Origin of the sequence: Streptomyces atratus (assembly GCF_900119365.1) — a bacterium.
Lineage (GTDB): Bacteria > Actinomycetota > Actinomycetes > Streptomycetales > Streptomycetaceae > Streptomyces > Streptomyces atratus_B.
This window is the reverse complement of sequence record NZ_FPJO01000001.1, coordinates 480,434-506,343: the sequence shown is the minus strand read 5'-3', so window position 1 is coordinate 506,343 and position 25,910 is coordinate 480,434. Positions and strand designations below refer to the sequence as shown.

20 protein-coding genes are annotated in these 25,910 nt (G+C 70.7%); 12 read left to right on the top strand and 8 right to left on the bottom strand.

Annotated elements, in window-relative coordinates; all coding sequences use genetic code 11:
* Positions 1-184 precede the first annotated feature (184 nt).
* The 3 genes from BT364_RS02300 (at position 185) to BT364_RS02290 (ending at position 3,765) form a co-directional block, all read left to right on the top strand.
* Entirely contained in the window at positions 185-1,801 is a 1,617-nt protein-coding gene (locus tag BT364_RS02300; RefSeq protein ID WP_072483348.1) for an MFS transporter, read from the top strand.
* 36 nt (positions 1,802-1,837) lie between these two features.
* The gene (locus BT364_RS02295) at positions 1,838-2,488 is read left to right on the top strand and encodes a TetR/AcrR family transcriptional regulator (RefSeq protein ID WP_072483347.1); all 651 of its coding nucleotides are present in this window, start codon (positions 1,838-1,840) and stop codon (positions 2,486-2,488) included.
* Between the two features lie 236 nt (positions 2,489-2,724).
* Entirely contained in the window at positions 2,725-3,765 is a 1,041-nt protein-coding gene (locus BT364_RS02290; RefSeq protein WP_079179281.1) for an endonuclease/exonuclease/phosphatase family protein, read from the top strand.
* A 168-nt stretch (positions 3,766-3,933) separates the two neighbouring features.
* Here BT364_RS02290 and BT364_RS02285 read toward each other — a convergent pair whose 3' ends face one another.
* The 5 genes from BT364_RS02285 to BT364_RS02265 form a co-directional block, all read right to left on the bottom strand.
* Entirely contained in the window at positions 3,934-5,688 is a 1,755-nt protein-coding gene (locus BT364_RS02285) for an NAD+ synthase (protein ID WP_072483684.1), read from the bottom strand.
* Between the two features lie 90 nt (positions 5,689-5,778).
* Positions 5,779-7,440, bottom strand: coding sequence for a multicopper oxidase family protein (locus BT364_RS02280; RefSeq protein WP_072483346.1), 1,662 nt, complete (start codon positions 7,438-7,440; stop codon positions 5,779-5,781).
* Positions 7,441-7,837: 397 nt separating this feature from the next.
* Positions 7,838-8,263, bottom strand: coding sequence for a CBS domain-containing protein (locus BT364_RS02275; RefSeq protein ID WP_072483345.1), 426 nt, complete (start codon positions 8,261-8,263; stop codon positions 7,838-7,840).
* Between the two features lie 127 nt (positions 8,264-8,390).
* Positions 8,391-9,080: a DUF305 domain-containing protein gene (locus BT364_RS02270; RefSeq protein ID WP_079179306.1), complete on the bottom strand. Its 690-nt coding sequence runs from the start codon at positions 9,078-9,080 to the stop codon at positions 8,391-8,393.
* Positions 9,081-9,103: 23 nt separating this feature from the next.
* Positions 9,104-9,781, bottom strand: coding sequence for a DUF3105 domain-containing protein (locus BT364_RS02265; RefSeq protein WP_072483344.1), 678 nt, complete (start codon positions 9,779-9,781; stop codon positions 9,104-9,106).
* A 290-nt stretch (positions 9,782-10,071) separates the two neighbouring features.
* Here BT364_RS02265 and glnA point away from each other — a divergent pair, with 290 nt between their 5' ends.
* The 5 genes from glnA (at position 10,072) to BT364_RS02240 (ending at position 16,473) form a co-directional block, all read left to right on the top strand.
* The gene (gene glnA, locus BT364_RS02260) at positions 10,072-11,433 is read left to right on the top strand and encodes a type I glutamate--ammonia ligase (protein WP_072483343.1); all 1,362 of its coding nucleotides are present in this window, start codon (positions 10,072-10,074) and stop codon (positions 11,431-11,433) included.
* 321 nt (positions 11,434-11,754) lie between these two features.
* The gene (locus tag BT364_RS02255) at positions 11,755-13,101 is read left to right on the top strand and encodes a discoidin domain-containing protein (protein WP_072483342.1); all 1,347 of its coding nucleotides are present in this window, start codon (positions 11,755-11,757) and stop codon (positions 13,099-13,101) included.
* Positions 13,101-14,402: an MFS transporter gene (locus tag BT364_RS02250; RefSeq protein WP_072483341.1), complete on the top strand. Its 1,302-nt coding sequence runs from the start codon at positions 13,101-13,103 to the stop codon at positions 14,400-14,402. Before BT364_RS02255 ends, BT364_RS02250 begins: the two co-directional genes overlap by 1 nt.
* Positions 14,399-15,457, top strand: a complete 1,059-nt coding sequence (locus BT364_RS02245; protein WP_072483340.1) for a TolB family protein — start codon at positions 14,399-14,401, stop codon at positions 15,455-15,457. The genes BT364_RS02250 and BT364_RS02245 overlap by 4 nt, the downstream gene beginning before the upstream one ends.
* A gap of 194 nt (positions 15,458-15,651) precedes the next feature.
* The gene (locus tag BT364_RS02240; protein WP_072483339.1) at positions 15,652-16,473 is read left to right on the top strand and encodes a putative protein N(5)-glutamine methyltransferase; all 822 of its coding nucleotides are present in this window, start codon (positions 15,652-15,654) and stop codon (positions 16,471-16,473) included.
* On the opposite strand, the gene BT364_RS02235 is transcribed toward BT364_RS02240, so the two are convergent.
* Positions 16,466-16,978 (bottom strand): pyridoxamine 5'-phosphate oxidase family protein, encoded by a 513-nt coding sequence (locus BT364_RS02235; RefSeq protein ID WP_072483338.1) that lies wholly within the window; start codon positions 16,976-16,978, stop codon positions 16,466-16,468. The genes BT364_RS02240 and BT364_RS02235 overlap by 8 nt on opposite strands.
* Positions 16,979-17,112: 134 nt before the next feature.
* Between BT364_RS02235 and BT364_RS02230 the strand changes: the two genes are divergently transcribed.
* Positions 17,113-20,103 (top strand): bifunctional [glutamine synthetase] adenylyltransferase/[glutamine synthetase]-adenylyl-L-tyrosine phosphorylase, encoded by a 2,991-nt coding sequence (locus tag BT364_RS02230; protein ID WP_072483337.1) that lies wholly within the window; start codon positions 17,113-17,115, stop codon positions 20,101-20,103.
* 85 nt (positions 20,104-20,188) lie between these two features.
* Here BT364_RS02230 and BT364_RS02225 read toward each other — a convergent pair whose 3' ends face one another.
* Positions 20,189-21,148, bottom strand: coding sequence for a phosphatase PAP2 family protein (locus BT364_RS02225; protein ID WP_107408146.1), 960 nt, complete (start codon positions 21,146-21,148; stop codon positions 20,189-20,191).
* Positions 21,149-21,278: 130 nt separating this feature from the next.
* Positions 21,279-22,316 carry a LacI family DNA-binding transcriptional regulator gene (locus BT364_RS02220; RefSeq protein ID WP_072483335.1) on the bottom strand — a complete coding sequence of 346 codons (1,038 nt, stop codon included), beginning with the start codon at positions 22,314-22,316 and terminating at the stop codon, positions 21,279-21,281.
* Positions 22,317-22,674: 358 nt separating this feature from the next.
* Between BT364_RS02220 and BT364_RS02215 the strand changes: the two genes are divergently transcribed.
* Genes BT364_RS02215 through BT364_RS02205 form a run of 3 tightly spaced genes read left to right on the top strand, consistent with a single transcriptional unit; the run spans position 22,675 to position 25,857 of the window.
* Positions 22,675-23,949: an extracellular solute-binding protein gene (locus BT364_RS02215; RefSeq protein WP_072483334.1), complete on the top strand. Its 1,275-nt coding sequence runs from the start codon at positions 22,675-22,677 to the stop codon at positions 23,947-23,949.
* 19 nt (positions 23,950-23,968) lie between these two features.
* Complete coding sequence (locus BT364_RS02210; RefSeq protein WP_072483333.1) at positions 23,969-24,985, top strand: carbohydrate ABC transporter permease; 1,017 nt, start codon at positions 23,969-23,971, stop codon at positions 24,983-24,985.
* Positions 24,982-25,857, top strand: a complete 876-nt coding sequence (locus BT364_RS02205) for a sugar ABC transporter permease (RefSeq protein ID WP_072483332.1) — start codon at positions 24,982-24,984, stop codon at positions 25,855-25,857. The genes BT364_RS02210 and BT364_RS02205 overlap by 4 nt, the downstream gene beginning before the upstream one ends.
* The last annotated feature ends 53 nt before the right edge of the window (positions 25,858-25,910 follow it).

The window sequence follows — 25,910 nt, the reverse complement described above, 5'->3', positions numbered from 1 at the left end:
CTCCTTCGTCATCTCGAGGCGCCCTGACGGCGTCCCCGGATCCCTTCCATGGTGGCATCCCCCCGCGGTCCACGGGAAGTGGGTCCGCACACGCCCGTGCGGGCATGGCCGGAAGGCGACCCCGAACGGTCATGTGTTTGCAATACGAGACGGTTCCGTATCGAAATCGGATAAGCTCCTTGTCATGTCGATGCCGTCCGGTGCTCGCGCTGCCGTGCCCCAGATCCCGGAGGCGGTCCACCGCCGCCGCTGGGCGATCCTGGTCGTCCTGATGTTCAGCCTGCTCATCGTCGTGCTGGACAACTCGATCCTGAACGTCGCGGTCAAGACCATCGCCAGCCCCGCACCCACGGGCCTCGGGGCCACCCAGAGCGAGCTGGAGTGGGCGATCAACGCCTACACGCTCGTCTTCGCCGGACTCCTGTTCACCGCGGGCCTGCTCGGCGACCGCATCGGCCGCAAGAAGGTGCTGCTCTTCGGCATCCTGCTGTTCGGCGCCGGCTCCGCGCTGGCCGCCATGTCCGGCTCGCCCGCCCAGCTGATCACCTGGCGTGCTGTGATGGGCTTCGGCGCCGCGTTCGTCATGCCGGCCACCCTCGCGGTCCTGATGAACGTCTTCGAGCGCGAGGAGCAGCCCAGGGCCATCGGCATCTGGGCGGGCAGCGTCGGTGTGGCCATCGCGATCGGCCCGATCACCGGCGGGCTGCTGCTCGAACACTTCTGGTGGGGCTCGATCTTCCTGGTCAATGTGCCCGTGGTGGTCGTGGCGCTGATCGCGATGATGCTGCTGGTGCCGGACTCCAGGGACCCGAACCCGGGCCGGACCGACCCGCTCGGCGTCGCGCTCTCCATCGTCGGCCTGGTGCTGCTGGTGTACGGCATCATCCGCGGCGGCCAGCTCGCCGACTTCGCCGACCCCGTCGTGCTGCTGTCGAGCCTCGGCGGCCTGCTCGTCCTGGCCGGGTTCGTCTGGCACGAGAAGCGCAGCACCCACCCGGCCCTCGACATCTCGTACTTCAAGGAGCCGTCGTTCGCCGCTGCCGTCGCCGCCATAGCGCTGGTCTTCTTCGCGCTGATGGGGGTGACCTTCTTCTCCGCCTTCTACATGCAGAGCGTGCGCGGCTGGAGCGCGCTCCAGGCGGGTCTGATGCTGCTGCCGCTGGCCGCCGCCCAGATGATCTTCGCGCCCCGGGCCCGGCTGTTCGTCGACCGCTTCGGCGCCCGCGCCACCTGCACCGGCGGCATGCTGCTGGTCGCGGTCGGGCTGGCGGCGTTCGCGCTGTTCGACGGCACCACACCGGTCTGGGTGCTGTGTCTGCTCTTCTTCGTCCAGGGCACCGGCATGGCCCATGTGATGACGCCGGTCACCGTCTCGGTGATGCAGGCGCTGCCCCGCGAGAAGGCCGGCTCCGGATCGGCCGTCAACAACACCTTCCGGCAGGTCGGCGGGGCACTCGGGGTCGCCGTGCTCGGCTCGGTGCTCTCCACCGTCTACCGGGGCGACATCGAGGGGCACCTCGGCGCGGTCCCGGCCGGTGCCAGACAGGCGGCGGGGGAATCGATCGAGGCGACGCTCGGCATTGCTGACAAGCTGGGACCGGCGGGCGCCCCGCTGGTCGCCGCGGCGAACGACGCGTTCCTGAAGGCCATGCACGTCACCGCCGCCGGTTCGGCGAGCGTCGCCCTGGTGGGCACCCTCGTCGTCGCGCTGTTCCTGCCGGGGAAGCCGCCCGCCGGACAGGGGCCCGGCGGATCGGGCGAGGACGACCGCTCGGTGCGTGCGGCGGGGGCGGGCCGGTGAGACCGGCGGCCCGGAAGAACTGAGGAGTGGAGCGACGTGCGGGTACAGGCACAGGCGGAAGGCCGGAACCGGACGGTCCGGGAGGAACCGGAACCGCGACGGGGCCGACCGCGCAGCGCGGCGGCCGAGCGGGCGATCCTGGATGCCGTCGTCGAACTGCTGGAGGCCGGTGAGCCCCTGGCGGGCCTGTCCATCGAGCGGATAGCCCGGACCGCCGGCGTCGGCAAGGCGACCATCTACCGGCGGTGGAGCGGCAAGGAGGAACTCTTCGTCGACGTCCTGAGGGACATGGAACCGCCGGAGCCCGCCGTCTCCGGCACCGCCGGACTCGACGACCTGCGGCTGCTGCTGGAGTCGCTGCGCAGGCGCGGCCTGGCCCAGCGCTCCTCGGTCCTGCTGCACAACGTGTTCGCGCAGATGAAGAGCCACCCCAAGCTGTGGGCGGAGTACCACTGCAATGTCATCGCGCCCCGCCGCGTCGCCATGCTGGCCGCCGTGCAGCGCGCGGTCGACGCCGGGGAACTCCGCGCGGACCTGGACGTGGGGCTGATGGACGACCTGTTCCTGGGGCCCATGCTCGTACGCACCATCCACCGGCCCGACGCGCCGCTGCCCGAGGACCTCGCCGACCGCATCGTCCAGATCCTGGTCGAGGGCCTGGCGCCCCGCCCGGCCGCCGGCGCCTGACACACCCGGGCGCCCGGCACCCCCGTACACCCGACAATTCCGGAACCGGAACCGGACCCGCCCGATTGTGATCGTTCTGTCACAAGCCCCTCCGGACCCCGCCCGGCCGGAACCCTCCGGACCCCGCCCTTCGTCCTCGTGGCAGTACGGCCGTCGTCGACGGCAGGAAACCCGCCGCCCATCGCCTAGGGTCGTGGACGCGGCGACATGCACGGCAAGGCAGTGAGGACAGCGCGATGGTGCAGGCGTACGGAGCGGACACCGGGAACGACCGTGCGGAGCGGGGCCCGGAGCCGGCGGGAGCCGGGCCCGGCTCCCGCTTCCGGGACCTGCGCGACAGGTGGACCCGGGACCCGGGCATCTGGCGGCGCGGCATCGTCCTCGCCCTCTGCTCGGTCCTGCTCACCCTCGTGATGGCCTTCCACGCCGAGATCCCGAACGCCATCGGCAACCTGGGCAGCCTCTCCGAGACGTTCCTGCCGTGGTGCGGGGTGTTCGTCCCGCTGCTGCTGGTTCTCGGCCTGGTGCGCCGCTCGGCGACCGCACTGATCGCCCTGCTGCTGCCGGTCGTGGTCTGGTTCCACGTCTTCGGCGGCCTGCCCACCGACAAGTCCGGCAGCGGCGGCGACCTCACCGTGGCCACCCACAACGTCAACGCCGACAACCCCGACCCCGCGGGCACCGCCCGGAAGGTCGCGGCCTCCGGCGCCGACGTCATCGCCCTGGAGGAGCTGCCGAGCGGCAAGGTGGCGGCGTACGAGGCGGCCCTCGCCGACCGCTACCGGTACCACTCGGTGCAGGGCACCGTCGGCCTGTGGAGCAAGTACCCGATGAGCGACACCGGGCCGGTCGACATCAAGATGGGCTGGACCCGGGCGATGCGCTCCACGGTGACGACCCCGAAGGGCGAGGTCGCCGTCTACGTGGCCCATCTGCCGTCCGTACGGGTCAAGCTGCACGCCGGATTCACCGCCAACCAGCGCGACGACAGCGCGGACGCCCTGGGCGAGGCCATCGCCCACGAACGGCTCGGCAGGGTCATCCTGCTCGGCGACCTCAACGGCACGATGAACGACCGCGCGCTGAACGGCGTCAGCGCCCAGATGCGCTCCACCCAGGGCGCGGCCGGCGACGGCTTCGGCTTCAGCTGGCCGGCCTCGTTCCCCATGGCGCGGATCGACCAGATCCTGGTGAAGGGCGTCGAGCCGATGTCCTCGTGGACGCTCGCGGCGACGGAGAGCGACCACCTGCCGATCGTGGCGCGCGTGGAGCTGTGACGCGGTGAGCCGTTCCGCCACCGGGTGCGGACGCTGACGGAACGGTCCGTTCACCCGCCGGAACAAACCGTCCGAGAGCATTTGCTCCGTTCAGGAACCAAGGGCGTCCGGCGATGGTGCCGGTCCGGCCGCGCCCCGTCCCGCCCGGTCACCGCGTCCACGCCCCGCTCAGCCCGACTCGCGCCACCGGTTGGTGATCGGCAGCCGCCGGTCCTTGCCGAAGCCCTTCGGGGAGATCTTCGTGCCCGGCGGGTACTGCCGCCGCTTGTACTCCGCCGTGTCCACCATCCGCAGCGTCTTCGCCACCAGCGCCGCGTCGAACCCGGCCGCGACGATCTCGTCCAGCCCCTGGTCCCGGTCGACGTACAGCTCCAGGATCCGGTCCAGTACGTCGTAGTCGGGCAGCGAGTCCGTGTCGACCTGGCCCGGGCGCAGCTCGGCGCTGGGCGGCTTGGTGATGGACGCCTCCGGGATCGGCGGGGTCTGCCCGCGCTCCTCGGCGGCCCGGTTGCGCCACTTCGCGAGGCGGAAGATCGACGTCTTGTAGACGTCCTTGATCGGGCCGTACGCCCCGACCGAGTCGCCGTACAGCGTCGAGTAGCCGACCGCCAGCTCGGACTTGTTGCCCGGCGCGAGGACGATCTGGCCCTCCTGGTTGGAGACGGCCATCAGCATCGTGCCGCGCAGCCGGGACTGCAGGTTCTCCTCGGCGAGACCGGTGAGCCCCAGCGAGCCCATGTACGCGTCGAACATCGGCTCGATCGGTACGGTGCGGAAGTTCAGCCCGGTACGGCGGGCCAGCTCGGCCGCGTCGCCCTTGGAGTGGTCCGAGGAGTACTTCGACGGCATCGAGATGCCGTACACGTTCTGCGCGCCCAGCGCGTCGCAGGCGATCGCCGCGACCAGCGCCGAGTCGATCCCGCCGGAGAGCCCGATCAGCACACTGCTGAAGCCGTTCTTGGCGGCGTACGCCCGCAGGCCCACGACCAGCGCCGAGTACAGCTCCTCGTCGTCGTCCAGCCGCTCCGCGTACCCGCCGGTCAGCTCCGCCGGGTATGCCGCGAGGGGCTCCTCGGAGAGCACCACGTGGTCGATCCGCAGCCCGTCGTTGACGACACCGGACGGCGGCTCGGCGGCGGCGGCCGGCAGCTCCAGGTCGAGTACGACGCTGCCCTCGGCGAACTGCGGGGCGCGGGCGATCACTTCGCCGTCCTGGTCGACCACGATCGAGTCGCCGTCGAAGACCAGCTCGTCCTGGCCGCCGATCATCGCCAGGTACGCGGTGGTGCAGCCGGCTTCCTGGGCCCGCTTGCGGACCAGTTCCAGCCGGGTGTCGTCCTTGTCCCGCTCGTACGGCGAGGCGTTGATCGACAGCAGCAGCCCGGCGCCGGCGGCCCGCGCGGCCGGCACCCGGCCGCCGTCCTGCCAGAGGTCCTCGCAGATCGCGAGCGCCACGTCCACGCCGTGGACCCGCACGACCGGCATCGAGTCGCCCGGCACGAAGTACCGGAACTCGTCGAAGACGCCGTAGTTGGGGAGGTGGTGCTTGGCGAAGGCCAGCGCGACCTGCCCGCGGTGCAGCACCGCCGCGGCGTTCTGCGGGGAGCCGGCGGGCTGGCCGTAGCGGGGCTGGGCCGTCTCGGAGCGGTCGAGGTAGCCGACCACGACCGGCAGCTCCCCGAAGCCCTCCGCGTCGAGCCGGGCGGCGAGCGCGCGCAGCGCCTGCCGCGAGGCCTCGACGAAGGACGGGCGCAGGGCCAGGTCCTCGACGGGGTAGCCGGTCAGCACCATCTCCGGGAACGCCACCAGATGGGCGCCCTGTTCGGCGGAGTGGCGGGTCCAGTGGACGATCGCCTCGGAGTTGCCGGAGAGATCACCGACGGTCGAGTCGATCTGATTCAGTGCGAGACGTAGTTGAGGCACGCGCACCAGTGTAATCGTCTGACTGACGCAATGTCCTGGCGGGCCGCGGAATCAAGGCCGCGGCCCGCCAGCGACCGGGTCGGACAGTGCCTAGCGGCGGTAGCCGAGGACCGTCATCATGCCCACGTCCGAGTGGTAGATGTTGTGGCAGTGGAGCATCCACAGCCCCGGGTTGTCCGCGTCGAACTCGACGGCCAGGGAGCTGTTGGGCCGGATGATCGCGGTGTCTTTGTGCGCCCAGTGGGCCCTGCCCCGCCGGGTGGCCCGGTGGGACGGCCCCACCGGTCCCACCAGGCCGAACGAGTGCCCGTGCAGATGGATGGGGTGCCACATCTCCGTGACGTTGAAGAACTCCAGCCTGACCCGCTCGCCCGCCCGCACCGGATGGCGCTGGTGGGGGTTGTAGGGCTCGTGGTCGAAGGCCCAGTCGTACGCCTTCATGCTGCCGGTCATCCTGAACCGGATGGTCCGGTCGGGTTTGCGCGAGGACAGCTCCACGGACCTGTCCGGCATCAGTTCGTACGCTTCCACCAGCTCTCCGTACAACTCCTCGGGCCGTACGGACGCGGTGGGCGCCTTCCCCATGCCGGTACGGAGCAGGGCCAGCGCCGAGGCCCGCTTGCCCTCCGCGAGCGCCGTCAGCGGGAACACCCCGTCGCCGGCGGTGACCATCACGTCGTACCGCTCGCCCATGCCCAGCAGCAGGGCGTCCGTCGTTCTGTGCCGGACGGGGTAGCCGTCGGTGTGGGTGATCGTCATCCGGTGGCCGCCGAGCGCCACCCGGAAGGCGGTGTCGCCGCCCGCGTTGATGATGCGCAGCCGGATCCGGTCGCCGGGCTTGGCGGCGAAGGACGTGGGGGACTTCGCGGCGCGGCCGTTGATCAGGTAGTACGGGTAGGCGACATCGCCCCCGTGGCTGTTGAGCAGTTCGCTGAAGGAGTCCTTCTCCAGTCGCGAGGGGCCGGTGCGGCCCTTGGAGGGCTTGGCGGGGGCTCCGTGCGAGCCGCCGCCGTGGTCCATGCCGCCTCTGCCCTTGCTGAGCTCGTACAGCACCGAGTCCGGCGTCGAACCGTCCACCCCGTCGACCCAGTCGTCCAGGACGACGACCCACTCCTTGTCGTACTTGAGCGGCTCCTTGGGGTCCTCGACGATCAGCGGTGCGTACAGTCCGCGGTCCTGCTGGACGCCCGTGTGCGGGTGGAACCAGTACGTCCCCGCGTGCGGAACCTTGAACCGGTAGGCGAACTCCGCACCGGGCTTGATGGGCGCCTGGGTCAGATCGGGCACCCCGTCCATGTCGTTGCGCACATTGAGCCCGTGCCAGTGCAGAGTCGTTTCCGCAGGCAGGCGGTTGGCGAGGGTGAGGGCCAGGGTGTCACCCATCGTGACCCGCAGCTCCTTTCCGGGCAGCCGGGCGTCGTACGCCCAGGAGCCGACGGTGAGCCCGCCGCCCAGATCGAGCCGGGACGGGGTGGCGACGAGGTCGACCCTCCGTACGGGGCCGGAGCCCCGCTTGGCCTCGGCGGCCGCGACCTCCTTCCCGTCGGGGGAGACGTATTCGCCATCGGACTTCCTGCGGGGGGAGGTCCCGTGGTTCACGCTGCCGTGGCTCGTGTCACCGGCGTTCGCGCTGCCGGTCTTCTTGCCGCCGTGGCCGGTCTCGGATTCGTCGGAGCAGGCGGCCAGCACCGCCGAACCGGCGGTCGCGAAAGCGGCGCCGAGCACGGCGCGTCGGGTGGGTGGAGTGCGCATGACGGAGTGCACCTCGGGGTGTTGTCGGTATTTCGGTCTGCTGGGAGAGGGGGAGGCGCGCCCCCTCTATATGCGCAGCACCGACAACGGGGCGGGACGGACGGCGCCCGGCCGGTGACCCGGCCCCGGCCGGGGAGCGACCCGGACCGCGACGCCCCTGAGAAGGTGGAGGATCCCGATGAGCAGCGAGACACACAGCAACAACTGTCCGTATGTCGCACATCCACTCAGGGTCATGTCGAGCACCCTACCCCCGCCGGGTATCCGGCGCGCGCGGAGACGTTTCGCCGCAGCGGTACGGGCTCCGGCGGGGGAGGGCAGCGCAATGGCCCGGCACCCCTCGTGCAGGGGGCACCGGGCCATCGGCGCGGGACTGCGGACCGGGTCGGCGCGGGCGTCAGCCGCGCGCGTAGACCTTCTCCGCCCAGCCGGCGATCTGCTCCTCGGTGAGGTGCTGCGCCAGGTCGGCTTCGCTGATCATGCCGATCAGCATCTTGTTCTCGACCACCGGAAGCCGGCGGATCCGATGGGTCTGCATCTCCTCCAGAACCATCTCCACATTCGCTTCCGAGTCGATCCAGCGAGGGGTTCCCTGGGCGAGGTCGCCCGCCGTCATCTTCGACGGATCGTGGCCCATGGCCACACAGCCGACCACGATGTCCCGGTCCGTGAGGATGCCGATCATCCGGTCCCGTTCGCCTTTGGCCGAGATGGGCAGCGCGCCGACCTTGTGGTCGCGCATCAGCTGCGCGGCCCGGTCGAGCGTCTCGTGCGCGGGGATCCAGGTGGCCCCGGTGTGCATGATGTCCTTGGCAGTGGTCATGAGGGATTCCTCCTGCGTGCCGATGGGCATGCTGTACGACCCCGAGCGAACCCATCGTCATGGGCCCGTTCGGGGGACGCGACCGCTGTCACCCGTTCGGGTGCACCTGCGGCCCGGAGGGAATCTTTCAGGACCGGGGTCCGGCGCCTCGCGCCGCCAGCATCTGGGCCATCGCGTCCAGCTCCGACTGCTGGGCCTCGACCATTCCCCGGGCGAGCCGCTTCTCCGCCGGCACCGTGCACAGCCCGGCGCAGCCGCGGGCCATGTCGACGCCGCCCTTGTGGTGCGCGGTCATCAGCCGGAGGTACAGCACCTCGGCCGCTCTGCCGCTCGCCGAACGGAGCCGGTTCAGCTCGGTCCTGGTGGCCATGCCGGGCATGAGGGAGCCGTCATGGGCCCGGTAGCCGGTCCCCATGCCTTTCATCCCGTCCATGCCTTTCATCGAGTGCCCTGCGTGCCCGGCCGCCATCCAGCCCATCGGCTCCTGTCCGGCGGCCACCTTCGGCAGCTCCCACAGGTCCAGCCAGCCGAGCAGCATGCCGCGCTGATTGGCCTGCGTATTGGCGATGTCGTACGCGAGCCGGCGCACCTCCTCGTCCTTCGTACGGTCACGCACGATGAAGGACATCTCCACGGCCTGCTGGTGGTGGACCGCCATGTCGCGGGCGAACCCGGCGTCCGCCGATTCCACCGCGGGCGTGCGCGGCGCGGCCGCGGCACGGTCCGCCCCGCTCCCGCCCTCGCGCGCGGAGGCGACCGTCGCCACCCCCGCGACCAGCAGCGCGAGCGCCACGGCGGAGCCGGCCGCCCACCGCACGCGCCGGACACGTTTCACACCGGTCACTGCGCCCCCAGCCCGCCCGTGCAGGTCGCACCGGGCTCGGGCGTCTGCGGCCCCTGCACGAACTGCGAGAAGAACTGGTCGACCCGCGGGTCGTCGGCGCCGTCCACCGTCACCTGCTTGCCCCAGGCGGTCAGCATGATCGCCCCGGACTGGCCCTCGTACGGACTCATCAGCGAGTACGGCGTCCGGCCGACCCGCTCGGCGAGCTTCGCCACATCGGCCTCCGGGGCCTTGTCCGTGTACGTCACCCACACCGATCCGTGCTCCAGCGAGTGCACGGCGTTCACATCGGGCAGGGCCTTGGTGTACACCTCGCCGTCGCAATTCATCCATACGGGGTTGTGGTCACCGCCGACCGGCGGCTTCATCGGGTACGCGACGGTCCCGGTGACGTGGTTGCGGGTCAGCTTCGTCGCGTCCCACGTCCGCAGCCCCGCGATCGACCCGTCGGCGGGCTTCTTCTGCTCCGCCGAGGGCGCCTTGGCGTCCGCCGTCGGGGCGGCCCGCTTCAGCTCGGACGCCTCGGACTTCTCCAGCACCATGTAGGAGCCGAAGCCGACCAGGCCCACGACGACGAGCACGCTCAGGCTTATGGCCAGGGCACGGTCGCGGCGCTGCCGCGCGCGGTGGGTGTCGTGCTGCCGAACCATGGGGGTCCTGGGGTCGAAGCTCATGTCGTCAGGTCCTTCTGGGAAGGGGCGGGAACGGCTGGCGGGAGACCGGGGCCCTTACATTCGGATCCGGCCGGATCCGAAGGGGAGACCCTGGGAGAACCGGCGTGCGCGGGGCCGTCGCGAAGCCGCTCCACCCCCGGTGCGCCATGGCCGCCGATCGTAGTGGGTGGCCGAGTGCTCCATCTCACTTCGTGTGCGTAATCTGGGTGAAATCCCGGGTCGTGATACTGGAGCTTCTCCCCTACCCCGGGCGGTGGTGCACGGACCGTCTGAACTGCAAGGATGTGGCTATGGACAAGCAGCAGGAATTCGTCCTCAGGACGCTTGAGGAGCGCGACATCCGCTTCGTACGGCTGTGGTTCACCGATGTCCTCGGCTACCTCAAATCCGTCGCCGTGGCCCCCGCCGAGCTGGAACAGGCGTTCGACGAGGGCATCGGCTTCGACGGCTCGGCCATCGAGGGCTTCGCCCGGGTGTACGAATCCGACATGATCGCCAAGCCGGACCCGGGCACGTTCCAGATCCTTCCGTGGCGCGCGGAGGCCCCCGGCACGGCCCGGATGTTCTGCGACATCCTCATGCCCGACGGCTCGCCGTCCTTCGCCGACCCGCGCTATGTCCTCAAGCGCATCCTCGCCAAGACCTCCGACCTGGGCTTCACCTTCTACACCCACCCGGAGATCGAGTTCTTCCTGCTGAAGGACAAGCCGGTGGACGGCAGCCGCCCCACCCCGGCCGACAGCTCCGGCTACTTCGACCACACCCCGCAGAACGTCGGCATGGACTTCCGCCGCCAGGCGATCACCATGCTCGAATCCATGGGCATCTCGGTCGAGTTCAGCCACCACGAGGGCGCCCCCGGCCAGCAGGAGATCGACCTGCGGTACGCGGACGCGCTCTCCACCGCCGACAACATCATGACCTTCCGCCTGGTGATGAAGCAGGTCGCGCTGGAACAGGGCGTGCAGGCGACGTTCATGCCGAAGCCGTTCTCCGAGTACCCCGGCTCGGGCATGCACACCCACCTCTCCCTCTTCGAGGGCGACCGCAACGCCTTCTACGAGTCGGGCGCCGAGTACCAGCTCTCCAAGGTCGGCCGCTCCTTCATCGCCGGCCTGCTCACCCACGCGGCGGAGATCTCCGCCGTCACCAACCAGTGGGTCAACTCCTACAAGCGCATCTGGGGCGGCTCCTCCCGCGCCGCTGGAGCCGGCGGAGAGGCCCCCTCGTACATCTGCTGGGGCCACAACAACCGCTCCGCGCTCATCCGCGTCCCGATGTACAAGCCCGGCAAGACCGGCTCCGCCCGGGTGGAGGTCCGCTCCATCGACTCCGGCGCCAACCCCTACCTGACGTACGCGGTGCTCCTCGCCGCGGGCCTCAAGGGCATCGAGGAAGGCTACGAACTCCCGGCCGGCGCCGACGACGACGTCTGGGCGCTGTCCGACGCGGAGCGCCGCGCGATGGGCATCGAGCCGCTGCCGCAGAACCTGGGCGAGGCGATCGCGCTGATGGAGAAGAGCGAACTGGTCGCCGAGACGCTCGGCGAGCACGTCTTCGACTTCTTCCTGCGCAACAAGAAGCAGGAGTGGGAGGAGTACCGCAGCGAGGTCACCGCCTTCGAGCTGAAGGCACTGCTGCCGGTGCTGTAGCCACTTCGCGGCGACGCGACGACGATCCGGGCCGGAGGCGGCATGCCTCCGGCCCGGATCGCGTCCAGCCGTCGGCAAGAGTCGAACGGAGTACCGAACAGAGCGTGGAATGAAGCAAGTTGGGGGACTGGTAGGAAAGTTTACTGTTCGCTAGCATTCCCGGCGGTGGCCTGGCGCGGTGTCCGTCGTGCGGGCATGACGCGCTCAGTGAGAGCTCTGGCCCGGCCACCGGGTCCCCGCCACTTGCCTGTACTCGGGAGTGCGGGGTCACACGTACCGATGCACAGCTCTCGCCACCCCCACAAGGCCAGGAGTCCAGGGATGCATCCGAACGGCTCAGCTTTGCTCCTCACGCCCACGCGGCGCCGTACGGTGGGCGTGGTCCTCGCCGCCGTACTCGTCCTCATCGGCGGCCTGTTGCTCGCCTACCCCGAACGGGCCGGGGCCGCCGCCGACCCCCTCATCTCGCGCGGCAGGACCGCCACCTCCTCCTCCGACGAAGGCTCCGGCTTCGGAGCGCAGAACGCCTTCGACGGCGACCCGGCCACCCGCTGGGCGAGCGTCGAGGGCAAGGACCCGCAGTGGCTGAGCGTCGACCTCGGCGCCGGTGCCGAGGTCACGCGGGTCAAGCTGAGCTGGGAGGACGCGTACGCCAAGGCGTACCGGATCGAGATCTCCGCCGACGGCACCAGCTGGACCCGGCTCGCCGACGAGACGGCCGGGAACGGCGGCACCGACGACTGGGCCTCCCTCTCCGGCAAGGGCCGCTACCTGCGCGTGTACGGCACCGCGCGCGGCACCGCCTACGGGTACTCGCTCTACGAGGTGGAGGTGTACGGCACCCCCGGCAGCGAGCTCCCGCAGACCGGCGCCTTCACCGCGGTCGCCGCCGGTGACATCGCAGCCCAGTGCACCGCGTCCGACAGCGACTGCGCCCACCCCAAGACCGCGGCGCTGGCCCAGAAGATCAACCCGAAGTTCTATCTGACGATGGGCGACAACCAGTACGACGACGCCCGGATCGCCGACTTCCGCGCCTACTACGACAAGACCTGGGGCGCCTTCAAGGACAAGACGCGCCCGGTGCCCGGCAACCACGAAACGTACGACCCGGCCGGGGCGCTGGCCGGCTACAAGGCGTACTTCGGGGCCATCGCGTACCCCCAGGGCAAGAGCTACTACAGCTACGACGAGGGCAACTGGCACTTCATCGCCCTCGACTCCAACTCCTTCGACCAGAGCGCGCAGATCGACTGGCTCAAGGCCGACCTCGCCAAGAACAGCAAGGCGTGCATCGCCGCCTACTGGCACCACCCGCTGTACTCCTCGGGCGGACACGGCAACGACCCGGTCAGCAGGCCGGTCTGGAAGATCCTCTACGGGGCCAAGGCCGACCTCGTGCTCAACGGACACGACCACCACTACGAGCGGTTCGCCCCGCAGAACCCCGACGGGAAGGCCGTCGCCGACGGGATCACCGAGATCGTCGGCGGGATGGGCGGCGCCGAGCCCTACCCCATCGAAGAGGTCCAGCCCAACAGCCAGAAGCGGATCAGCGGCGAATACGGCGTCCTGAAGATGGACTTCACCGACTCCGGCTACAGCTGGAACTACGTCGGCACCGACGGCAAGAACAAGGACACCAGCCCGAAGTACACCTGCCACTGATGTACCTGGCGACCACAGGCCGCCGGGACACGCCGGCCCCGCCCCGCACCGGCGGGGCGGGCCGGCGGGTCCCCGGCACCGTCCTCGCACTCGGCGCGGTCAGCCTCGTCACCGACATCTCCTCCGAGATGGTCACCGCGGTGCTGCCGCTCTACCTCGTCCTCGGACTCGGTCTCTCACCCCTCCAATTCGGCTTCCTGGACGGCCTGTTCAACGGCGCCGCCGCCGTCGTACGGCTGCTCGGCGGGTACGCCGCCGACCGCGGCCGCGGCCACAAACGGGTCGCCGGGCTCGGCTACGCCCTCTCCGCCCTCTCCCGGATCGGCCTGCTGCTCGCGGGCGGTGCCACCGCCGGGATCGCGGCCGCCCTCGCCACCGACCGGGTCGGCAAGGGCATCCGCACGGCACCCCGCGACGCGCTGATCACCCTGAGCAGCCCGCCCGAGGCGCTCGGCCGCTCCTTCGGCGTGCACCGGGCGATGGACACCACGGGCGCCCTGCTCGGCCCGCTCGCCGCGTTCGCCCTGCTCTGGGCGACCGCCGACGCCTACGACGCGGTGTTCGTCGTCAGCTTCTGCGTCGGCCTGCTCGGGGTGCTGCTCCTCGTCCTGTACGTCCCCGGGCACCAGCCGGCACCGGCACCCCCGATCCAGGCGCCCCGCAGACGCAAGGCTTTCACGGCACTTTGCGACCCCGCCTTCCGGCGGATCCTCGCGGCCGCCTCCCTGCTCGGTGCCGCCACCGTCGGCGACGCCTTCGTCTACCTCCTGCTCCAGCGCCGGCTCGACCTCCCCGTCAGCTGGTTCCCGCTGCTGCCGCTCGGCGCCGCCGCCTGCTACCTGCTGCTGGCCGTCCCGGCAGGCCGGATCGCCGACCGGGTCGGCCGGCGGCTGCCGTTCCTGTACGGACACCTCGCGCTGCTCGGCGTGTACGCCACGCTCCTCGCCCCCGTCGGCGGACCGGCCCTGCTGCTCCTGGTGCCCGTCCTCGCACTGCTCGGCGTCTTCTACGCCACCACCGACGGAGTGCTGATGGCCCTCGCCGGACCCGTGCTGCCCGCCGACGGCCGGGCGGGCGGACTCGCCGTGCTCCAGACCGGTCAGGCGCTGGCCCGGATGCTCGCCGCGGCGGGCTTCGGCGCCGCCTGGACCCTGTGGGGGCCCGGCCCCGCACTGTGGGCGGCGGTCTCGGCCCTGCTTCTCGCCCTCGCGGGCGGCTGGGCGCTGCTGCCGCGCAACCCGTCCGGCGCCCCCGCTCCCGAAGAGCCGGGAGCCCAGATCCCCGAAAGGCGGACCGCATGAGTGCCAGGTTCCCCGGAACCGCGAACCCGCTGGGCCCCCGGGCCCGGATCGCCGTCGTGGTGGCCGCGGTGCTGCTCCTCGCGGGCGGTTCCGTCGGGTACGTGATGCACGCGCAGCAGCGGACGAAGGGCGAACGGACCGAGGCCGACGCCTCGTTCGCCCTCACCGGGCCCGCGCTGTACTTCCGCGACACGGCCAGCGGACGCGTCGCCCGTCAGCCGCTGGCCGGCGCCCCCGGAGTCCGTACCGCGGGCGCCCGTACCTCCGCGGCCCGCACCACCGGCGGGCCCACCTGCGACCGGTTCTACGCCTCCGAGGACGGCGCGCTCTGTCTGCGCGCCAGGCCCGGGGTGCTGCCGAAGACGTACGCGATCGTCCTCGACCGGCAGTTGCGCGAGAAACGCCGGATCATCGTGCCGGGCGTGCCCACCCGCGCCCGGGTCTCCGCCTCCGGACGGATGCTGTCCTGGACGGTGTTCGCGACCGGCGACTCGTACGCCACCACCTCCTTCTCCACCCGCACCGCCATCCTCGATCTGCGCACCGGCTACCTCATCAAGTCCATCGAGAACATCCAGCTCACCATCGACGGCGCCCGTTACCACGCCCCCGACGTCAACTACTGGGGCGTGACCTTCGCCCGCGACGACAACCGCTTCTACGCGACCGTCTCCACCAAGGGCCGCACCTACCTCGTCGAGGGGAACATGCGGGACTGGACGGCGAAGGCGCTGCGGCAGAACGTCGAGTGCCCCTCCCTGTCGCCCGACAACACCCGGCTCGCCTTCAAGAAGAAGGTCTCCGACGACGCGGCGGCGCCCTGGCGGCTGTACGTACTCGACCTGCGGACCATGCGCGAGACCCCGCTCGCGGAACAGCACAGCGTCGACGACCAGGCTGCCTGGGTGGACGACGACACGCTCGCCTACGCGCTGCCGGGCGGGTCGGGCCGGGGGAGCGACGTCTGGACCGTCCCGGCGGACGGGACGGGAACGCCCCGCGTGGCCGTGGAGGGAGGGTCGTCACCGGTGGCGGTGGCGGGGCCCGCGCGCTGAGTGGGGAGGCGGGCCGGTGCCCGTCCGGCGACCGGTGTAGTGTGACGCATCCCCGCACGGGGACCGACCGAGGAGGTGAGACCCATTACCGCTGTATCAGGCTGGGTGCTCATCCCTCGCGACCGCGTGGTCGACCCGACATAGGGTCTGTGCGGCTGCGGAGCGCCCATCGGCTTCTCCGAAAGGCTCCGCTCATGCCGGTTCCCACCACACCGCTCGCCGTCTCCACCGTCGTCACCACCCTCCGCGCCGCAGGCTGCGTATTCGCCGAGGACGAGGCGGAACTCATCTTCTCCACGGCCACCGGCCCCGCCGAAGTCGCCGCCATGGTCGAACGGCGTATCGCCGGCCTCCCCCTGGAACACGTCCTCGGCTGGGCCGAGTTCGGCGGTCTGCGGATCGCCGTCGGCCCCGGCGTCTTCGTACCCCGCCGCCGCACCGAGTTCCTGGTCCGGCAGGCCGCCGCCCTCGCCGGGCCCGGAGCGGTCGTCGTCGACCTCTGCTGCGGTTCGGGAGCGCTCGGCGCCGCGCTCGCCGCGAGACGGGGCCGGGTCGAACTGCACGCCGCGGACGTCGAACCCGCCGCCGTGCGGTACGCCCGCCGCAACATCGGCGAGGCGGGCGAGGTGTACGAGGGCGACCTCTTCGGGCCGCTGCCCGGATCGCTGCGCGGCCGGGTGGAGATCCTGCTCGCCAATGTGCCGTACGTGCCCACGGACGACGTCGAGCTGCTCCCCCCGGAGGCCCGTATCCATGAACCGCGGGTGGCGCTCGACGGCGGCCTCGACGGTCTCGACGTCCTGCGACGGGTCACCGCCGAGGCCCCGCGATGGCTGGCACCGGGCGGGCATCTGCTGGTCGAGACGAGCGAACGGCAGGCGGCACGGGCCGAGGAGACCGTCGCCCGCAGCGGCCTGATCCCGCGTGTGGTCCGCTCCGAGGAGCTCTACGCGACCGTCGTCATCGCCACCAGACCCGGCCCGGCCGCCCCTCGCGGGGGCGACACGGTCAGCTGAACCGCCACCGCGTCTGGCTGTAGCGGGCGCCCTTGCCGAAGCCGAAGGCCTTGCGGGGGCGCACCTGGAACACCAGCGCCGAGTGCCCCGCGTTCACGAACGTGCCGGCCCGGACGTCGAAGTGCCACTCCGGGCCGTACTTCGCCTCCCAGGCCGTGGCCAGCAGCTTCAGCCGGTCCTCGTCCGTCACCCGTTCCGCCCGGCCCTCGACCACCACGTCGAGCCCCTCCGACATGGTGTTGTTGCCGGTCGTCAGCACCACCTCGGGGTTGGCGGCCAGGTTCCGGGCCTTGCGCTCCTCGGCGCCGGTGGCGAAGTGCAGCGCGCTGTCCGCCCACACCCCGATCAGCGGAGTGACATGCGGGCGGCCGTCCGGGCGGACCGTGGACAGCCAGTACAGCTCCGCCCTGGTCAGCAGGTCCCTGGCCGCCGACCACGGGCAGGCCGTCGCGTTCTTGTCGCTGTAGTCGCCGTCCAGCTCGGCGTAGGGTTCGAATCCGGACATGTGGGCCTCCCGGTCTGCTCCTGAAAATGATCGTGCCCGCGAAGCGCGGACCGCACACCCGCTCCGGATTCCCCGGAGCGGGGCTAGGCTCGGAACGCTGAATGGTGTGTGAGCGGCGAGCGGGAGAGCACGGAATGACGACGGTGCCGGGGCGCAGGAGCAGCACGTTCACCCGACTGCTGCGGCACGGCTTCACCGACCCCTCCGCCGCCGAGCGGCTCCTCGACCTGCCCGAGCTGTCCTCCGTACGCTCCGACCCGGTCCTGCTCGAAGCCCTCGGCGCCACCGCCGACCCCGATCTGGCCCTGCGGGGGCTCGCCCGGCTGGTGGAGGCCGAGGAGGCGGACGAGCGCCAGATCCTGCTGGACACGCTGGTCACCGCCAAACCGCTGCGGGACCGGCTGCTCGGGGTGCTGGGGGCCTCCGAGGCGCTCGGCGACCACCTCGCCCGCCACCCCCGCGACTGGCAGGCCCTCGTCACCTACGAGGCCGCCGACCTCCACCCCGGCCTGGCCGAGTTCGAGCAGGGCCTCGCCGGGGCCGACGACCCCGACTCGCTGCGCGTCGCCTACCGCCGCTGCCTGCTGGCCATAGCGGCCCGTGACGTGTGCGGTACGACGGACGTCGCCGAGGCCGCCGCCGAACTGGCCGACCTGGCCACCGCGACCCTGCGGGCGGCGCTCGCCATCGCCCGTACGGCCGCACCCGCCGACGCCGCCCAGTGCCGGCTCGCCGTCATCGCGATGGGCAAGTGCGGCGGTCACGAGCTGAACTACGTCTCCGACGTCGACGTGATCTTCGTCGCTGAACCGATCGACGGCTTCGAGGAGAGCGCGGCCGTGCGGGCCGCCACCCGGCTGGCCGCACACATGATGCGGATCTGTTCCGACACGACCGTCGAGGGCACCATCTGGCCCGTCGACGCCAACCTCCGCCCCGAGGGCCGCAGCGGCCCCCTGGTGCGCACCCTGTCCTCGCACCTCGCGTACTACCAGCGCTGGGCCAAGACCTGGGAGTTCCAGGCGCTGCTCAAGGCCCGGCCGGTGGCCGGCGACCCCGAGCTCGGCGCGGAGTACGTCGAGGCCGTCTCGCCGCTCGTCTGGCAGGCCGCGGACCGCGAGAACTTCGTGCCCGACGTGCAGAAGATGCGCCGCCGCGTCGTCGACAACATCCCCGCCGACCGCGTCGACCGCGAGATCAAGCTCGGCCCCGGCGGGCTGCGGGACGTCGAATTCGCCGTACAGCTCCTCCAGCTGGTGCACGGCCGCAGCGACGCCACCCTGCGCAGCGGCACCACGCTGGCGGCCCTGCGCGCACTCGCCGAGGGCGGCTACGTCGGCCGGGTGGACGCCGCCCAACTGGACGACGCCTACCGCTTCCTGCGCGCCATGGAGCACCGCATCCAGCTCTACCGGCTGCGCCGCACCCACCTGGTCCCGGAGTCCGCCCCGGACCTGCGGCGGCTCGGGCGCTCCCTCGGGATGCGCACGGACCCGATCACCGAGCTCAACCAGGCGTGGAAGCGGCACGCGTCCGTGGTGCGGCGGCTGCACGAGAAGCTGTTCTACCGGCCGCTGCTCGACGCCGTCGCCCAGCTCGCGCCCGGTGAGTCCCGGCTCAGCGCGAAGGCGGCCGGGCACCGGCTCGAAGCGCTCGGCTACGCCGACCCGGCCGCCGCGCTCCGGCACCTGGAGGCGCTGTCGTCCGGGGTGTCCCGCAAGGCCGCCATCCAGCGCACCCTGCTGCCGGTGCTGCTCGGCTGGTTCGCCGACTCCGCGGACCCGGACGCCGGGCTGCTCGGATTCCGCAAGGTGTCCGACGCCCTCGGCAAGACCCCCTGGTACCTGCGGCTGCTGCGGGACGAGGGCGCCGCCGCGGAGAACCTCGCCCGGGTCCTGTCGGCCGGCCGGCTCGCCCCCGACCTGCTGCTGCGCGCCCCGGAGGCGGTGGCGCTCCTCGGCGACCCGCAGGGGCTGAAGCCGCGCACCCGGGAGCACCTGGAGCAGGAGGTGCTGGCCGCGGTGGGGCGCGCGGACGGTGCCGAGTCCGCCGTCGCGGTGGTGCGCGCGGTACGTCGGCGCGAACTGTTCCGGACCACGGCCGCGGACCTCATCGGCTCGTACGGCACGGAGGAGAACCCCGCCGAAGAAGACCCGGGGGCCCTGGTCGACCGGGTGGGCAGCGCGGTCACCGATCTGAACGCGGTCACGATCGCGGGCGCCCTGCGTGCCGCCGTGCGCGAGCAGTGGGGGGACACCCTCCCCACCCGGTTCGCGGTCATCGGCATGGGCCGATTCGGCGGCCACGAGCTCGGCTACGGCTCCGACGCCGATGTGCTGTTCGTCCACTTGCCGCGCGAGGGCGTCGACGAGCAGGAGGCGGCCCGGGCCGCGAACGCGGTGGTCTCCGAGATGCGCCGACTGCTCCAACTGCCCACTGCCGACCCGCCGTTGATCATCGACGCGGATCTGCGCCCGGAGGGCAAGAGCGGACCGATGGTGCGGACGCTGGCGTCGTACGAGGCCTATTACCGGCGCTGGTCGCTGGTCTGGGAGAGTCAGGCGCTGCTGCGCGCCGAGCCGGTCGCGGGCGACATCGAACTCGGCCGTGAGTTCATCGAGTTGATCGATCCGCTGCGTTACCCGATGGAGGGCCTGGGCGAGGACGCGGTCCGCGAGATCCGGCGCCTGAAGGCCCGGATGGAGTCCGAGCGGCTGCCGCGCGGCGCCGATCCGACGCTCCACACCAAGCTGGGGCGCGGCGGGCTGAGCGATGTCGAGTGGACGGTCCAGCTGATGCAGATGCAGCACGGCTGGGCGGAACCGGGGCTGCGGACGACCCGCACCCGCGAGGCACTGGCCGCGGCCTGCGCCGCGGAGCTGATCTCCGGCGAGGACGCGGCTACGCTGGACGAGGCGTGGGTGCTGGCGACCCGGGTGCGCAACGCGGTGATGCTGGTACGCGGCCGGCCGGGCGACACCTTCCCGTCGGGTCCGCGTGAACTCACCGCGGTGGGGCGGTACTTGGGGTACGAGCCGGGGCATGTCGGAGACATGCTGGACGACTACCGGCGGATCACCCGGCGGGCGCGGGCGGTGGTGGAGGAGCGGTTCTACGGGGCGTGAGGCGGGCCGAAACTGCTGGCCGCCGTGGAGGAGACGGACCTGGGCCCGGCGACGAGCGGGCCGGGCGGGCGGGCCGGGCGCTGCCTCAGCGGCGGCCCGCCGCCGCGTCCGCCGCCGGGTGCCGCGTCCGGACCGGCGCACCCGCGGACAGGCAGGCCAGCCGCGCACTCCCGCCCGGCAGCGGCACCCGCTTCGGGAGGTGGTGCGGCAGCGAGCCGTACCAGGCGTACGACACCGCGTAACCGAAGGTCAGGCAGGCCATGCCGCCCAGCGCGTCCAGCCAGAAGTGGTTGGCGGTCGACACGATGACGACCAGGGTCAGCGTCGGGTAGAGCAGGGCCAGGATGCGCGCCCAGGGCGCGGAGGCCAGCGCGAAGACGGTCAGGCCGCACCAGAGCGACCAGCCGATGTGCATCGAAGGCATCGCCGCGTACTGGTTCGACATGTTCTTGAAGTTGCCCGAGGCCATCGAACCCCAGGTGTGATGGACCAGGACGGTGTCGATGAAGTGGCCGCCGCTCATCAGACGGGGCGGCGCCAGCGGATACAGATAGTAACCGAGCAGCGCCACACCGGTCGTCGCGAACAGGGCCAGCCTGGCCGCCGTGTAACGGCCGGGGTGGTAGCGGAACAGCCACACCAGCACGCAGACGGTGACGACGAAGTGCAGTGTCGCGTAGTAGTAGTTCATCGAGACGATCAGCCATGTCACTGAATTCACCGCGTGGTTGACCGTCTGTTCCACAGCGATGCCCAGGTACCGCTCGGCCGACCAGATCCAGTCGGCGTTGCGCAGGGCCGCGGTCCGCTGCTCCGGGACAGCATTGCGCACCAGCGAGTACACCCAGTAACTGGCCGCCACGAGCAGGACTTCGAACCAGATGCGCGGTCGGCGGGGGCAGCGCAGGGAACGCATTCTCGCCGGGCCGCTGTTGCGCCGTCCGGTGTTCCGCTTCGGGTTCGCCGCGGGGGCCGCCTCGTCCACGATGGGTGACGGGGTGGCCTCCGACCGGCCTTCCTGTGACGTCACGCTCAATTCACCCATAGGCACAGAGTCTGCCAGAAATTGCCCCTCCGCCCGATGATCCTCCGGCCGAGTCCGGGCCGCACACCACAAGCGGCGGGAACGAGGGCCCGAACTGCGCGCCGGGAACGGGCGTGGGATCCTGGGCGGGTCAGGCGGTGACGGCCGGAGCGGGCCCGGGGCCGGCGGCCGTTGAACCGCGAACGACCAGTTCGGGCATGAAGACGAACTCGCTGTGCGGGGCGGGCGTGCCGCCGACCTCCTCCAGGAGCGTACGCACGGCGGCCTGGCCCATCGCCGTCACCGGCTGACGGATCGTGGTCAGCGGCGGATCGGTGAACGCTATGAGCGGCGAATCGTCGTAGCCGACCACCGACAGATCGCGCGGCACCTCCATCGACAGCCGGCGGGCGGCCCGGATCGCGCCGAGCGCCATCATGTCGCTCGCGCACACCACCGCCGTGCAGCCCCGCTCCATCAGTGCCGACGCCGCGGCCTGTCCACCCTCCAGAGTGAACAGCGAATGCTGGATCAGCTCCTCCGCCTCGTCCGGCGCGAGGTTCAACTGCTCCTGCATCGTGGCGCGGAATCCCTCGATCTTCCGCAGGACCGGCACGAACCGCTTCGGGCCGACCGCCAGACCGATCCGCTGATGTCCCAGCGACACCAGGTGCGTCACCGCGAGCCGCATCGCCGCCCGGTCGTCCGGAGAGATGAACGGTGCCTGGACCTTGGGCGAGAAGCCGTTGACCAGGACGAACGGGACACCCTTGGCGCGCAGTTGCTCATAGCGCTGCATGTCGGCCGAGGTGTCGGCGTGCAGCCCGGAGACGAAGATGATGCCCGAGACACCGCGGTCGACCAGCATCTCGGTCAGCTCGTCCTCGGTGGAGCCGCCGGGGGTCTGGGTCGCCAGTACCGGTGTGTAGCCCTGCCGTGTCAAGGCCTGGCCGATCACCTGGGCCAGGGCGGGAAAGATGGGGTTCTCCAGCTCGGGCGTGATCAGCCCGACCAGCCCCGCGCTGCGCCTGCGCAGCCGTACGGGCCGTTCGTAGCCGAGAACGTCGAGCGCGGCGAGAACGGATTCGCGGGTGGCCGCTGCAACACCGGGCTTGCCGTTCAGTACGCGGCTGACCGTCGCTTCGCTGACCCCCGCCTGAGTTGCGATATCGGCAAGCCGTGCGGTCATGGGAGTGGACTGTACCGGGCGTATGTCGGATTGCCCACCATGCGCATGAATCGGACGACCGCACTCCTGCGGCGGCCCGCGGTGGATTCCCGGCAACCTCTTGCAAGCTCTTGCGGACCGGGTTCGCGGACAGCGGTCCGATCGTCGCACCGCGCGGGTTGCGGGCTGTGGCCTGCTGCTGCCAGGGAGCGACGCCGGGCGTCAAGAGGCTTGACGGCAACCGTGAGGACACGCGAATGTAACGATCGTCGGCTCTTGCAGAAATCTTCCGCAAACTCTTTCGGCGTTCTTTCATCCTTGTTACGTTCTCGTCGACCCGGCGCCGCGACGGAGCGGTACGGCAGTTGAAGGAGTTCAGATGCGACGTGGCATAACGGCCACCGCCCTGGTCGCGGCCCTGGCGCTCGCGGCGACCGCCTGCGGCAGCGACAGCGAGTCCGACGGCACGAGCAAGAGCTCGGGCGAGCTCTCCGGCACGGTGACGTGGTGGGACACCTCCACCGCGGGCAGCGAGGACAAGGTCTTCAAGAAGATCGCCGAGGACTTCACCAAGAAGCACCCGAAGGTCCACGTCAAGTACGTCAACGTCCCCTTCGGCGACGCGCAGAACAAGTTCAAGAACGCGGCCCAGGCCGGCTCCGACGCCCCCGACGTCATCCGCTCCGAGGTCGCCTGGACCCCCGAGTTCGCCGACCTCGGCTACCTCGCCCCGCTCGACGACACCGCCGCGCTGAAGAACTCGGACGACTTCCTGAAGCAGGCCGCCGCGTCCACCAAGTACAAGGACAAGACGTACGCGGTGCCGCAGGTCATCGACTCCATGGGCATCTTCTACAACAAGAAGATCTTCAAGGAGGCCGGTGTCGAGGTCCCCGAGACCGTCGACGAGCTGAAGACCGTCTCCAAGAAGATCAAGGACAAGACCGGCAAGACCGGTATGTACCTGCGCGGCGACGACGCCTACTGGTTCCTCTCCTTCCTGTACGGCGAGGGCGGCGACATGGTCGACGCCTCCACCAAGTCCGTCACCATCGACAACCCCGAGGGCGTCAAGGCGATGAAGGTCGTCAAGGACCTCGTCGACTCGGGTGCCGCCAAGACCGATGCCACGGACGGCTGGGAGAACATGCAGGCGTCCTTCAAGGACGGCAAGGTCGCCATGATGATCAACGGCCCCTGGGCCGTCGCCGACACCTACTCCGGCAAGGAGTTCAAGGACAAGGCCAACCTGGGCATCGCCCCGGTCCCGGCCGGCTCCGCCGCGCAGGGCGCCCCGCAGGGCGGTCACAACCTCGCCGTCTACGCGGGCTCCAAGAACCTCGACGCCTCCTACGCCTTCGTCGACTACATGACGTCCGCGGAGACCCAGGCCAAGGTCACCAAGGAACTGAGCCTCCTGCCGACCCGCACCTCCGCCTACGCCCGGCAGGACGTCGTCGACAACGAGATCGTCGGCTTCTTCAAGCCCGTCGTCGAGACCGCCGTCGAGCGCCCCTGGATCCCGGAGACCGGCAGCCTCTTCGCCCCGCTCGTCACCGAGTACACCAAGGTCCTCACCGGCCAGACCTCGCCGGAGAAGGCCGTCAAGACGACCGGCGACTCCTACCGCAAGCTCCTCAAGGGCTGGAAGTAACAGGAAGGCAGGCCGGCTGATGGCTGTCCACACCAGCCAGTCGGTGGCGAAGGCCGCGGGCGACGACGTCGCCCGCGGCCGGAGCCGCGGTACTGGCAACCCCCCGCCGCCGAGCAGGATCCGACGGGCCCTGTCGACCCACTGGTACGCCTGGACCATGGTCGCCCCGGTCATCGTCGTGATCGGCGTGATCATCGGGTATCCGCTGGTCCGCGGCATCTACCTGTCGATGACCGACGCCAACGAGCGCAACGTCGAACGGTCCATCGGTGTCAACCACATGCCCGCCACGTACGAGTTCGTGGGCCTGGACAACTACACCGACGCCCTCACGGGCGACCAGTTCCTCGGCACGCTCGGCTGGACCCTGGTGTGGACGGTCTCCTGTGTGGCCATCACCTTCTGCCTCGGCATGGCCCTCGCCAACATCCTCAACCGCCGCATCGCCGGCCGCTCCGCGTACCGGATGGCGCTCATCCTGCCCTGGGCCATCCCCGGCTTCGTCTCCGTCTTCGCCTGGCGCTTCCTCTACAACGAGGACCGCGGGCTGCTCAACAAGATCCTCTCCGGCGGAGGGATCGACGCCATACCGTGGCTGAACGACCCCACCTGGGCGAAGTTCTCCGTCATCGCCGTCAACGTCTGGCTCGGTGTGCCGTTCATGATGGTCGCCCTGCTCGGCGGACTGCAGTCGATCCCCAGCGAGCACTACGAGGCCGCCGAGATGGACGGCGCCACCGCCTGGCAGCGCTTCCGCCACATCACGCTGCCCGGACTGCGGCCGGTCTCCACCACGGTGATCCTGCTCTCCACCATCTGGACCTTCAACATGTTCCCGGTGATCTTCCTGCTGACCCGCGGCGGACCCGGCGAGGCCACCCAGATCCTGGTCACCCAGGCGTACAAGTTCTCCTTCGAGATCAGCCCGCGCGACTTCGCGCAGTCCTCCACCTGGGGCGTACTGATCCTCGTGCTCCTGCTGATCTTCGCCGCCGTCTACCGACGAGTCCTGCGCACCCAGGGAGACGACTGGTGACCACCGCCCCCGCACCCACCGCCCCCGCCGCACGCAAGGTCCGGCTGCGCGGCGAGCGTTCGCCGATCGCCTCCGCCGCGCTGCACCTCACGCTCATCGTGGCGTCCGTGATCGCCGTCTTCCCCGTGCTGTGGGTCCTGCTCACCTCGCTGAAGCCCGCCGCGTACGCGACCACCACGGACTTCTTCAAAGAGACGACGTTCCACAACTACACGAACCTGATCCAGAACACGAAGTTCCTCACCTGGTTCGGCAACTCCCTGCTCGTCGCGGGGCTCACCACGCTCCTCGGCGTCATCATCTCCGCCTCCACCGGCTACGCCGTCAGCCGCTTCCGCTTCCCCGGCAAGCGCGGGCTGATGTGGACGCTCCTGGTCACCCAGATGTTCCCGGTGGCCGTCCTCATCGTGCCGATCTACAACATCATGGCGGGCATGGGGCTGCTGAATCAGCCGGCCGGCCTCGTCATCACCTACCTCACCATCTCGGTGCCGTTCTGCGCCTGGATGATGAAGGGCTTCTTCGACACCATTCCGCGCGAGATCGACGAGTCGGGCCAGGTCGACGGCCTCACCCCGTTCGGCACCTTCTGGCGGCTCGTCCTGCCGCTCGCCAAGCCCGGACTCGCCGTCACCGCGTTCTACTCCTTCATCACCGCCTGGGGCGAAGTGGCCTACGCCTCCGCCTTCATGGTCGGCGAGGACAACCTCACCCTCGCGGGCGGACTGCAGCTCTTCGTCAACCGGTACGGCGCCCAGTGGGGGCCGATGACCGCGGCGTCCGTGCTGATCGCGATACCCGCGGCCCTGGTCTTCCTCTTCGCCCAGCGCCACCTGGTCACCGGCATGTCCGCCGGAGCCGTCAAGGGCTGAGCCGGCGCACCCCCGCACGACCCGCACGCACCAAGTCACGGCGGCCGCCGGTG